This is a genomic window from Paraburkholderia sp. BGA-UO-ETr-F12, from assembly GCF_059567945.1.
On record NZ_JCAQOZ010000046.1, the window covers coordinates 214,899 to 227,077 of the forward strand.

Consider the following 12,179-nt stretch of genomic DNA (forward strand, 5'->3'; position numbering starts at 1 on the left):
GCGGCTCGCGCCCTGGTGGCGTCACGCTCGAGCCGGGTGATGATCCGCGGCGATGGAATCGGATGAACCGGGCCGCGGCTATCAGGTATGAGCTATCGTTTCACGTCCTTGCATCCCCTTTCCGCCAAAAGCCAGCGAGACGCAACGCGGGCGCCGTCAATCGGCTTTCGGGAGGTCGAAAGTACGCGCAGCGATCCGGTGTTTTGACATTTGCGTGAATAACTTACTTGGGTGCAGCAGTTGGGTGCATTCGCTGAAGTGAATTAGCCGGGCAGATTGGCCAACGCCCGGCAATCCTCGCATCAGCTTTCGGCCACGCTGCTATCTTCCCCCTCGCGCATACCGTGCGAGATGAGCAAACGGTACAGCGTGGTGCGCGAAATGCCGAGTTCGCGCGCGGCGTCGCCGAGTCGTCCGCGATGGCGCAGCAGCGCGAGTTCGATGGCCTGGCGTTCCGCCGTCTCGCGCGCCTGGGCGAGCGTCACGGGCACGACTTCGACGTAGTTGGAGAGTTCGAGGTCGTCCGCGCCAATCGTTCGCCCTTCCGACATCACAATCGCGCGGCGCACCCGGTTAATCAGTTCCCGCACATTGCCGGGCCAGTCGTATTGATGCATTGCTGCGATCGCGTCCGGCGAAAAACCGTACACCCGCCGGCTCGCATCCTTCCGGTAGCGGTCCAGCGTGTACAGCGCGAGCAGTTCGATGTCTTTGCCGCGCGCGCGCAGCGGTGGCTCGTCGATTCTCAGCACGCACAAGCGGTGGTACAGATCCGCGCGGAAACGCCCGTCGTTAATCGCGGCCTCCATATCGACGTGGGTAGCGGAAATGATGCGCACGTCGACATCGATGGCGTCGATGCCGCCCAGGCGGTCGATCGTGTTTTGCTGCAGGAAACGCAGCAGGCTTGCCTGACTTTCGAGCGGCAGGTCGCCGATTTCGTCGAGAAACAGCGTGCCGCCGTGAGCGGCCTCGACGCGCCCTATTTTGCGTTGACTCGCGCCCGTGAACGCGCCGCGCTCGTAGCCGAACAACTCGGACTGCAGCAGATGCGGCGGTATCGCGCCGCAGTTGATGGCAACGAACGGCTCGTTACGGCGGGGCGAACGCGCATGAATCGCCGCCGCGGTCAGCTCCTTGCCGGTACCGGATTCACCGTAAACGAAGACGGACGCGTCGGTCGTTGCGACCTTGCGGATCGAGCGGAATAGCGCGAGCATGGCATCGCAACTGCCGATCATCTCGCCTTCCGCCATCGACGTATCGACGAACGCGGGTTCGCCGAGCGCGATCATGCCGCAGGCATGGCCGACGGTATCGACAATCCTGGCGTGCGCGGCAGGGAGTGTCACATAATCGAAGCAGTAGTCGCGCACCAGTCGGCGCACGGCGGGCTCATCGAGCTCCGGCGTCGCGGTCATTGCCACCCAGCCGACGTTCGGCATTGCCAGGCAGCCTTCCAGCGCGGCAATGTCGTGAACGTCGAACACGCTCGACAGATCGACCAGTCCGGCCGCCAGCGAGCCATCGTCCACGGCGCGCCGCACGTCTCGAACCGAGCCGATCACCTCGACCTCCCAATCGCGTTCCTCGAAGCTCGCCAATAGTTCTGGCGAAGCGTCGCGCGTGAAATAGATGACACGCCGCGTCATGGCCTTCATTGTCTGCATTGTTTTTGGTTTTCCCGCAGAGCCTGCTCTGAGACGCGTTGTGCCCAGACCTGCGTCACTGCGTTGTTCTTGTTGCCCTGCCGATCATACGCGGCCTCCGTGGCACCGCAATGCGCCCTGACGATATTTGAAGATTCGCTTCGGAACACACGCCGGTCGTGTCGGCCAGGCACATCATCGCCGAACCGATCACGCCATTGAATCGACACCTAGTGCCTCAACTTCCTGAAAAATTTGCGAATCTCGGTTGCGAGCAGATCCGGTTTCTCCATCGCGGCAAAATGGCCGCCGGCCGGCATGTCGCTCCATTGCACCACGTTGAAGGTCCGCTCGAGCCACGTGCGTGGCGGCTGATTGATTTCCTTCGGAAAGCAGGCGAATCCTACCGGCGGCACGACGCGAGCCCCATCGGCGAAACGCATCGGCTGCAGCCGGTTTTCCCAGTACATCTGCATCGACGAGCCGATACTCTGGGTGTACCAGTAAAGCGAAATATTGGTGAGCAGCTCGTCTTTCGAAAACACCCGCTCGACGTCGCCGTCGCAATCGCTCCATGCGCGAAACTTCTCGCCGATCCATGCGGCGAGCCCCACCGGCGAATCGTTCAGCGCCGCCGCCGCGGTCTGCGGTTTCGTGCCGTGCATATGCGCATAGCCGCCTTCGAGCGCGGCCCATTCGTTCTTGTGCCGCAGATAGGCTTCCTCCGCGGGCGTGAGCGGTGTTTGCGCGGCGCCGCTTGCGGGCTCATACGAGCTCGGCAGGAAGTTGAGATGAATGCCATCGACGCGTTCATGATGCCTTGCCGCGAGCGCGATCGAGACACCCGCGCCCAGGTCGCCGCCCTGGGCGCCAAAGCGTTCATAACCGAGACCCCGCATCAGCGAGGCCCACAGGTCCGCCACCTGAAACGCGGATGTTCCGGCCTCTGTCGGAGCCTGCGAGAACCCGAAGCCGGGCAGCGACGGAACGACGACGTCAAATGCATCGGCCGGATCGCAGCCGAAGGCGGCCGGGTCGCACAGGCGGTCGAGCAACGCGTGGAACTCGAAAAACGATCCGGGCCAGCCATGCGTGACGACGAGCGGATAGCACGCTGGGCCGACCCCGCGCCGATGCACGAAGTGCACGCGCTGTCCGTCGACCTCCGCGAGAAATTGCGGCAGCCGATTCAGCTTGCGCTCGGCTTCGCGCCAATCGAAACGCTCGGCCCAGTACTGCGCGAGTTCGCGTAGCCACGCGGAATCGGCGCCTTGCTGCCACGCGGGCGATGGCGTCGCCGGGGCCCAGCGGGTTGCGCGAATACGCCGGCGAAGATCATCTATGTCGGCGTCAGGCACGGCAATCTGAAACGGCTCTATCTGCATGTCAGTTCATCCGGCACAGCGTGTGGGGGAATAACGGGCGCTTCACATTCGACCTTCGTCGTGCTGACCACGTCCACCCGGCGGCAGCGAAGGCACAAAGCGGGGCACGGCAATCCGCATGGTACACAATGAGCGGCCTCGGAGCATGAGGGCGGGACCGCTTCGTCGGCGAGAACAGAAAAGCCCGCAAAATGCGGGCTTTTCTGCTTACCTCTGCACCGGCCGGTTAGAAACGGTGACGGATACCTACGTGCCGACCGCCCGCGAAGTGTCGCGGGTACAGTTCCCGCACAACGCTTCAAGGACGCGGCGCGAGGGTCAGGCTCGGCGCGCCGCCGGGTCCGGCCGGGTCCGGATTGCCGAACGCGGGCAGAGCGCCGTCGGCACGGGCACGGGCGATTTCCGCACGCACCTGTGCACGTGTTATCACCCCGCCTTCTGAATTCGCCGACGTGCCGGCAGCGGGCGCGAGTTGCGGCGCCGATTGCGCCGATTGCGCCGATTGCGCCGATGCGGCTTGCGCGGTTAGCTCGGCTCGCGGTACGGACTGCGCAGTTGACGCTGGCACGGTCGGCTTCGAGTCAGCCGGCGCGTCGGCCACGTTAGAGACTTCCGCCACCCCAGCGGGAACTGAGGGTAATGCGCGTCCAGTTGCAGGAGCGTCAACGGCACTCGCTGCCCCGCTCAACACGCTGCCCGCGCCAGCCGTAGTCACCGCTGTTTCTGGAACCCGCCTGGTCTTCGCATAACTGGCGGGCACGCGCTTCGACTGTTCGCGCGTTGCCACGTGACGCTCAGGAAAACGGACCGTGTTGCTGGAAGACAGCGACGCAGCGTGAGCCGGTTTGATCCCTTGCCGCGTCGGCTGGCGCACCTGCACGGCGGCCTGCGCTTGCTGTGCCTGCTCCATGCGTGCCGCGACTTCTCTTTGCAGCGCGCGAACCTGATCGTCGCCCCGATGTGCCGGCCGTACCGCGTCCAGTTGCGCTTGCGCGGCAGCCAGATCGTTGCGCTGCAGACTATGGCGCGCCGCGTCGAGATTCCCGGCGATAGCTGCCGCCGAGCCGCCGGATGTCAGGACGGGTCCCGAACTTACCGAACCGCTGTTCGTGCCGCCGCCTGCGTCGCGAGCCAAAGTGTTTCCGTGCTCGAGACCCAGGTCATCCGCCGGCAGCCAGTTTTTATCCGACTGCGAAATATAAGCCGCGATCCCGAGCGTGCCGACAATCAGGCTCGTGAGAACGATCTTGCTGGGTTCACTAATCATGACGTCTCCCCTCGAATCGTGGACGTACGCGTGCGCGTTCGCGGTATCGCAAACGTGCCCGAATTCATCGGAGGGTTCGTAGCGAATTAATCGATGTCGCCGCAACGACCGCAAGTTCGGGCCGGTACAGGCACGTACGAACAGGAGTGCAAGCTGGATGCGTGCTATGTGCTATTTATAGCCACCAAACGTCGATCTGTCCGCATGTGTCTGGCGTGTTGTCCGAAAAAGCCAGCTTGCTGGCCAGACATTTCCAGGACGATTGTTTGAACTGCGAAGCAATCAGCAGCGAATTTGAATTCAGCGTTTGAATCCGGCGCATGCGGAGAGCCCGGTACAGGCCTACACGAGCGGCCCTTCCGCCTGCTTGCCACGCACCGCAACCACAATCGAGCTGCCGACAATCAAGGCAATGCCGAGCAGCGACATGCTGCCGATCGTCTCGCCCCACGCGACATAGCCGAATAACGCGGCCCATACGATGCTGGTGTAGTTATACGGCGCGAGCGCACCGGCGTCGGCCTGTCTGAATGCCATCGTCATCAGCAACTGCCCGGCGGTGGCAAATCCGCCCAGCAGGGCCATCACCGCGAGCGCCTGAAGCGATGGCGTGCGCCACGCGAAAAATAGCGACGCCCCGGTGACGATCGTGCCGATCACCGTGAAATACAACACCGTGGTGCGCGAATCGTCGGTGGCACGAATCCGCTTGATCTGAATGATCGACAACGCGCCGCAAAATGCGCTCGCAATCAGCAGGGCCGGGCCGAGCCAACTCGAATGCGAACCGTCCGGCCGCACCACGAAAAGTACGCCGATAAAACCGATCGCGGCGGCGAGCGCATCGCGTGGCTTGAGCGTCTCCTTCAGAATAAGCGGCGCCAGAACGATCACCAGCAAAGTCTCCGAGTAGACGATCGCCACCGCCTCGCTGAGCGGCACATAACGCAGTCCGGCAAAGAACAATCCTGAAGCGCCGAGCAAGGTCAGCGCGCGCACGGTCTGCCCACGCACATCCATATGCCTGAGACGCTCGATGAGCGGTTTGCCGCGCAGGCAAACCGCGATGGCAGGCAGCAGGCCAAACAGCATCCGGAAAAAGGTCACTTCATTGGCCGGATAGGCGAGCGCCACCGACTTCGCCAGCGCATCGACCAGCGCGAAGCAGAACATCGAGACGAGGATCAGCGCAATGCTGCGCAGCGGCACGGCGGTGTTCCGGACTGCAGTGATGGGCGGCATGAGTTTTCCTGACGGCGCACCCGGCGGTGCACCGCCTGGATTGCACCCCAATGAAAGGGTTGCGTAATCGGAAAACGGATTATGCCTGCCGCGCCTCCTTTGCGCCGCCGGCATCGGTTGCACCCTCGCCTGACACCCTGCCCCCGCGTCTACGCCATTCCGGGTAAGTACCGATACAGGTCTGGCCAACTAATAATATTATTCATATCGATTTCCGCACTCATAGGAGCCAGACCAACTGTCAGAGGCCCTATGCGAGTTTAATAATAATTATGACCATCAATTAAGCGGGGACATCAGGAGATACAGGTGCGCAATTACTTTGTGCTGGCAACGCTCGCCATGCTGGGCGCTTGCGGCGGCAATGATGGTTCGCCGGACGTCGCCGCGTCGGCGAACAGGCAGATCGCGGCAGTCGATTCCTCAGCAGCGTCGGCGGCAGCCGCGGCCTCGGCAGCGGCGCTGGCGGATACGGCCAACGTGGAAGCCGAGTTCAGGGCGGCGAAGACCATCCCCCTCGGAATGAAGACAACGACGCCGCCGCTCGTGATCGCCGACCCCACCCTCAACCTTCCGCCGTACACGCCACCACCCCCGCCCACACCGGTTTCCACCACGACCCTCAACTTCGGCGACTTCACGAGTTACCTCGCGCCGGGGTCGACCCAAGGCTGGCAGCCCGGCACGAGCAGTTCGACTATCACGATTCCGCCGCCGGCCACCAACGGCACAGGCGCCGGCGACAAAACGGTTGCGCTCGCCAGCACCTATGCCACCGCGTCTTACGAAGCGGATGTGACAGTCAGCGCGCCGGTGGGCAGCGGCGCGGCGAACGCCGGTTTTATCGTCCGCACGACGAACCCCACCGCAGGCGGCCCGGATAGCCTGACCGGTTATTACATCGGCCTCGATACGGGTTCGCACGTGCTGCAGGTCGGCCGGGAAAACAACAACTGGACGAGCTTTATCGCGTACCCGATGAGCACGATCGTGGGCGGCAGCACGCACCACCTGAAAGTCACGACGAGCGGCACGGCCATCACCGTCGATCTCGACCAGCAGCGCGTGATCAGCGTCAACGACGCCACCAACGCGCTCCCCACGGCCTTCCAGTCGGGCAGCTTCGGGCTGCGGCGCTTCGGCGTCGGCGCGAGCTTCAGCAACATCACGATCCGCACCTATCCGACCGTTACGTCGCCCCGCTTCGATTTCTCGAAGGTGGTCGGCGCGGTCTACACGCCGTCCAACGCGGTGAACGCGATCGACTTCTGGGAGAACTACGACCCCGAGATCGTCAATCGCGAGCTGACGTATGCGCAGACATATGGCATGAACACCATTGCCGTGTATCTGCACTACCTCGTGTGGGCGAACGATCGCGTCGCATTCCTCAGCAAGTTCGAAAACCTGCTGAAGATCGCCGCGCGGCATGGCATCAAGGTCTCGCCGATCTTCTACGACGACTGCTGGAACCCGACGCCCGCGTATGGCCCGCAACCCGCGCCGATCTGGGGCGTGCATAACAGTCAATGGGTGCAGTCGCCAGGCACGCCGGTCGAGCAGGCGTACTTCCAGCCTACAGCGGCCAATGCCGGCACCACGTATAAGGCGAGTCTCGCGAGCTACATCACCGACTTCGTCGCACCGCACCGCAACGACCCGCGCATCATTTTCTGGGAGCCGATGAACGAACCGGGTTGCAGCGGCAACGGTTCGTTGCAGCAAACCCGCGCCGTGATGATGAACGACGCGCGCATCGCAATTCTGAATGCCGGTGCGACGCAGCCGATCAATTCGCCCCAGGTGCAGGAGGACGAAGGCACGTATTTCTCGGACTTTTATGCGTTCCATCCGTACAACAACCCGTACACGGGACCGGTGAACGGCAGCAATGTCAGCGCCTTGAATTCCGAAACGCTGCAGCGCGGCTTCCCCGGCACGACGGGACAGACGATGCCGGGCATTGTGTCGAACTACGGCGGCACGACGGGTTTCGTCGTGTGGGAACTGATGATCGGCCGTACCAATACGCGCTTCCACTGGGGTCAGGTGCCGAGCGCGCCCGCCACCGTCGAACCGGCCACGCCCTTCCAGGGGACGATCTATCCGGATGGCCACCCGTGGCAGACGTCGGAGGTCCAGGCCTTGACGGGCGGATTCGATGTGAAGCTGCCGGTGCTGCAAGTCGGCTACTACAACGATCCGACTTTCAACAGCGCGCCGGTCAAGACCTCGGTCACGCCGTTGATCGACTTCGACCTGAATACTGAGCGCGGCACCGATTCGCCTGATGCCTCCGCGGGCGTCAACGCGACCGGTTATGGCGTGCGGTGGACCGGCGCAATCGAGGCCGCCAGAACCGGGCTCTACACGTTCTCGATCAATAGCGACAACGTTGCGCGCCTGTGGATCAACGGGGTGCGGGTCATCGACAAGAAGACCTCGGCGCTGGCCACCGTGAGCGGCACCACGTGGCTCACCGCGAAGCAGCGCGCCTCGATCAAGGTGGAGTATGTGCACGGGTCGGGCCCGGCGAGCATGCACCTGTCGTGGTCGAGCCCAATGGCGAAGAACCCGGCGGCACTGAGGATCGTGCCGTCGGACTCGCTCGTGACATCGAACTAACGGAGCGATCGTTGCGCCAGTCGGCAGCGCGGCAGCCCAGCAACAACTGCCGACTGGTGGTGTCGTCAATCCGCGGGTTCAGCCGTTACCGCCGTGCCACAGCGTGAGCTTGTTCACCACGACCAGCACACCCGGCACGGTTCGGGCGATCTGCTCCGCCTGCCGGATCTGCTCGGCGCTATGCACCGTGCCGCTCAAGATCACCGCGCCGTCCCGTGCGCGCACGAATACGCCCGCCACATTGAAGCCTGGGGCCTTGTCGAGTGCTCGCCGGACTGCTATCGCCAGATTGTCATCGGACTGCGACCCAGTTTTACCGCTTGTCGTTGCGGGCGGCACGCCGGCGTTCGCCGTCCCATCACCGGTTTGCACGCAGGCCGAAAACGCCGCCGTCATGCAGACGGCTGCCAACAGACCGGGTACTCGTTTGCGGTTCACGTGGATGTCCGGTGGAAATGCGCGGCCTTGCCTCGAAACACTGTATAAAAACACAGTATAATAGCCTTTACGGATGGCCCCATTGCTTCGTGTGCGGGCTATTGCTCCCCAAGGTTTGAATCATGGTGTTCCAGCCAGGCCTGTTTGCCCCCGAATCCTTATCCCTCGTCAATGACGCGGAAGGCGGAATTCGATATTTACCTGATTCGATCCCCGCAATTGCCGCGCAACAGTGGTTCGAGCAGTTACTTGAAAATATCGGCTGGGTGAGCCAGCAGCGCATGATGTACGACCGGGAAGTGGCGGTGCCGCGCCTGCTCGCCACCTTCGCCCGCGAAGCCGAAGATCTGCCTGCGCCGCTTGGCGAAGCATTCGAGGCCGTACGCGCGCTGTTGGGCGCGCCATTCAATCGCGTCGGCCTGAATCTCTATCGCGACGGCAACGACAGCGTCGCGCTCCATGGCGACAAAACCGAAAAGCTGTTACCGGGCCAGCCGATTGCCATCGTCTCGCTCGGCGCGTGCCGCCGTATGTCGATCCGGCCAAAGGCGGGTTCCGGCCGGATCGTGCATGTGCAGTTGGAGCCAGGCAGTTGCATCGTCATGAGCTACGCCTCGCAGTTCACCCATGAGCACGGCATTCCCAAACTGGCGGGCGTGACCGAGCCGCGTATCAGCCTCGCGTTTCGCTGCTATGCGGCTTGAGGCCGACTGAGGCCGATCGAGCCTGCCGCTAACCGAGCTTCGCGAGCAACGCCTTGGCCGCCGCTTCCGACGACGCGGGATTTTGCCCCGTAATCAGATTGCCCGCGACCACCACATGCGACTGCCAGTCCGGCCCCTTCGAATAACGTCCGCCATGTTTCTTCAACATGTCTTCCACGAGGAAAGGCACGACGTCGGTAAGACCGACCGCCGCTTCTTCGGAATTGGAAAAACCGGTAACCGGTTTGTCGCGCACGAGCGGCGCTTGATCCGCCAGCTTCGTATGGCGTAGCACAGCGGGCGCGTGGCATACGGCGCCGACCGGTTTTCCGGCGTTGTAGAGCGTTTCGATCAGCGCAATCGAATGCGGATCTTCCGCGAGATCCCATAACGGTCCGTGGCCGCCGGGATAGAACACCGCGTCGTAGTCCGCGGCCGACACGGTGGAAAGTTTTACGGTACTCGCCAACGCGGCTTGTGCGTCCTTGTCCTTGCCGAACCGGCGCGTCGCATCGGTCTGCGCATCGGGATCGTCGCTCTTCGGGTCGAGCGGCGGCTGGCCGCCTTTGGGCGAAGCAAGCGTCATCTCGACGCCGGCATCCTTGAACACGTAATACGGCGCGGCAAACTCTTCCAGCCAGAAACCAGTCTTCCGGCCGGTATTGCCGAGTTGGTCGTGTGAAGTCAGCACCACCAGGATTTTCATGGAAACCTCGCGAGTCAGTTCAATTCGCGTGGCGCGGCACCGTGCAACGGGATCGCCGGCGCCGCGCGTTCTGGCAGTATAGGCGGCTATCCGGCGCGCAGAAGCATCCCGCTCAAACTAGACGGCGTAAATTTCCGTGTTGTCCACTAAAGGCAGAAACTGTCCTGTACGCCCGTCGAGCGCGAGCATCGTGCCGCTTTCGATATCGAAGATCCAGCCGTGCAGCCGCACCGTTCTGTTTGCCAGCCCCACGGCCACGGATGGATGCGTGCGAATGTTCGCGAGTTGAGCTATCACGTTATCCTTGACCAGCGCTTCGAGACGCTCGGTGTCCGATGCGTAGGTTCGTGACGCGTTGATCGCTTTCGCGGCGTCGGCGTGACGCAACCAGCCTGCCACGGCCGGCAGATGGTCGAGGTTCTTGCACGTGCAGATTGCCGTCATTGCGCCGCAATTGGAGTGACCGCAAATCACGATGTCCCGCACGCCGAGTACCGCCACTGCATATTCGACCGTGGCCGATACCCCGCCCGGCTCGGGACCGTATGACGGCACGATGTTGCCCGCGTTGCGAATGACGAACAGCGCGCCCGGCTCCACCTGGGTCAGTAATTCGGGGACGACCCGGCTATCCGAGCAGGTCACGAACAACGTCTTCGGACTTTGCGCGGTCGATAAGCGCTTGAACAAGGCGCTTTGCTGCGGGAAGACTTCACGTTGGAAGCGGATGAGCCCTTCGATGATTTCTTTCACGATTTTCTCCGGATAGTCAAAGCCTTAGCCTGCCGGAACTGCGGCAAAGGTCCAAGGCGTGTCTGCGATCGGTTCGCGGGACTATACCGCAGTCGCGGTTGCCATTTCATCCGGCGGCAAGCAAGCCGCAAACAAAAAAACCCCGGCTGTTACCAGCCGGGGCCAACTCTCTCGTCCGCACACCGGAAACCGTGCGGGCATGAATACTGTATCTGCGCAGACGCAGCGGATATACACGCGACTCTGGAAGAGTCCTTTCTACCAGTCGTCTCCGCTCTACATCGCTCTCCACCGCTCGCCGGCTGCGCGGCGAAAACCCGAACGCGTTGCGCTAATGCGCGCTGCCACATTGCTGCATCGCCAGACGGCAACACGCACCGACACGCATAAGCGCAACACAACCAGGTCAGTCAATCCGCGCCGCGTTTCCGGCAAAGCTCACGGTTTAACGGCTGTACATGGCATTCCAGTCCGCGGCAGATACTGCCGGACGGCCGCTTTGCGACGATCCCGCAACGCTGCCACCGTAGCCGCTCATGTCGCCATTGCGGGCGGCGATTCGTGCCTCCGCAGCCTGAATCGCTTCAGGATAATGCGCCTGGTCGCCGTCACCGACGTGATACCCGGCCTGCTGGAGTTGAATCAGTTCGGCACGCACCTGCTCGCGGGTGATGCGGGAATTCGATTGCGCAAAAACGGTGGCCGAAGCGGCAAGCGAAGCAACGATAACGACGGCCTGGATCAAAGACTTCATGATAAAAAACAACCTCCGATAGTTAAGGGTGGGCGGTCAGTCGATTCATACTCGTCGTGCCCGCTGAACCCAATATAGGCGCCGCTTCCTCACGGAGTAACGGGCGCTCATCGAAGGGATTGTTGTTGAATCTGGAGAAATCAGCCGGTGCGCCGGCGAAAAGCAATCAGGGCGGGCCCGGCACAAAGATGCCGGACCCGCCCTGCCGTGTCAGGATTCGGGCCGCTCAGGCCTCAGTTGAAATCCCCGGTTTCGAGTTCCACTGACCGTCCCCCGTTTTTTTCGAGAACACGCCGCGTAGCATTTTCAATCCGCGCGCGATTGGCCTCGAAGGTCCCGACCAGATCGTGGGCCGACGGTCCCTCGTTGCCAAAATGGTTATTCAGCGCGTCCAGCGACACGCTGCACCAGACGTCGGCTCCATCGACATTGGCTTCGAAGGCGACGCGCGCCGCTGCCACCACTTCACGGCGTCCGGTGAATTCGATCCTCATAATGACCCTCCATTTGGTGAAAGTAATGCCGACGCCGCAATGGCCATGCCAAGCCGTTCCGGTGCCACTTCAATACCGGCCTGACCCGCGCCGCCGCGAGCCGCGTTCAGCACACATTCTCCGCAAGGTGCATACTCGAGATCGGCCGCCTTCGGGCGGCCG

At 62.6% G+C, this 12,179-nt stretch carries 11 protein-coding genes; 2 read left to right on the plus strand and 9 right to left on the minus strand.

Annotated elements, in window-relative coordinates:
* Positions 1-302: 302 nt before the first annotated feature.
* From AC57B6_RS20215 to AC57B6_RS20230, 4 genes are all read right to left on the minus strand, one after another.
* Entirely contained in the window at positions 303-1,661 is a 1,359-nt protein-coding gene (locus AC57B6_RS20215; protein WP_216750625.1) for a sigma-54 dependent transcriptional regulator, read from the minus strand.
* A gap of 218 nt (positions 1,662-1,879) precedes the next feature.
* Complete coding sequence (locus AC57B6_RS20220) at positions 1,880-3,034, minus strand: epoxide hydrolase family protein (RefSeq protein ID WP_046572927.1); 1,155 nt, start codon at positions 3,032-3,034, stop codon at positions 1,880-1,882.
* A 298-nt stretch (positions 3,035-3,332) separates the two neighbouring features.
* A complete protein-coding gene (locus tag AC57B6_RS20225) occupies positions 3,333-4,301 on the minus strand; it encodes a hypothetical protein (RefSeq protein ID WP_496421975.1) in 969 nt (322 codons plus the stop codon).
* A 342-nt stretch (positions 4,302-4,643) separates the two neighbouring features.
* On the minus strand, positions 4,644-5,543 hold the full coding sequence (locus AC57B6_RS20230) for a DMT family transporter (RefSeq protein WP_216750555.1): 900 nt from the start codon (positions 5,541-5,543) through the stop codon (positions 4,644-4,646).
* Positions 5,544-5,852: 309 nt separating this feature from the next.
* Between AC57B6_RS20230 and AC57B6_RS20235 the strand changes: the two genes are divergently transcribed.
* A complete protein-coding gene (locus AC57B6_RS20235; RefSeq protein WP_496421976.1) occupies positions 5,853-8,168 on the plus strand; it encodes a PA14 domain-containing protein in 2,316 nt (771 codons plus the stop codon).
* Positions 8,169-8,246: 78 nt separating this feature from the next.
* Here AC57B6_RS20235 and AC57B6_RS20240 read toward each other — a convergent pair whose 3' ends face one another.
* Entirely contained in the window at positions 8,247-8,606 is a 360-nt protein-coding gene (locus tag AC57B6_RS20240; RefSeq protein ID WP_244144023.1) for a BON domain-containing protein, read from the minus strand.
* Positions 8,607-8,728: 122 nt separating this feature from the next.
* Here AC57B6_RS20240 and AC57B6_RS20245 point away from each other — a divergent pair, with 122 nt between their 5' ends.
* Complete coding sequence (locus AC57B6_RS20245; RefSeq protein WP_496421977.1) at positions 8,729-9,310, plus strand: alpha-ketoglutarate-dependent dioxygenase AlkB family protein; 582 nt, start codon at positions 8,729-8,731, stop codon at positions 9,308-9,310.
* 28 nt (positions 9,311-9,338) lie between these two features.
* On the opposite strand, the gene AC57B6_RS20250 is transcribed toward AC57B6_RS20245, so the two are convergent.
* The 4 genes from AC57B6_RS20250 to AC57B6_RS20265 form a co-directional block, all read right to left on the minus strand.
* A complete protein-coding gene (locus AC57B6_RS20250; RefSeq protein ID WP_454807415.1) occupies positions 9,339-10,016 on the minus strand; it encodes a type 1 glutamine amidotransferase domain-containing protein in 678 nt (225 codons plus the stop codon).
* A gap of 117 nt (positions 10,017-10,133) precedes the next feature.
* A complete protein-coding gene (locus tag AC57B6_RS20255; protein WP_028194577.1) occupies positions 10,134-10,769 on the minus strand; it encodes a carbonic anhydrase in 636 nt (211 codons plus the stop codon).
* Positions 10,770-11,214: 445 nt separating this feature from the next.
* Positions 11,215-11,523, minus strand: a complete 309-nt coding sequence (locus AC57B6_RS20260) for a DUF4148 domain-containing protein (RefSeq protein WP_028194578.1) — start codon at positions 11,521-11,523, stop codon at positions 11,215-11,217.
* A 233-nt stretch (positions 11,524-11,756) separates the two neighbouring features.
* The gene (locus tag AC57B6_RS20265; protein WP_028194579.1) at positions 11,757-12,017 is read right to left on the minus strand and encodes a DUF1488 family protein; all 261 of its coding nucleotides are present in this window, start codon (positions 12,015-12,017) and stop codon (positions 11,757-11,759) included.
* Between the last annotated feature and the right edge of the window lie 162 nt (positions 12,018-12,179).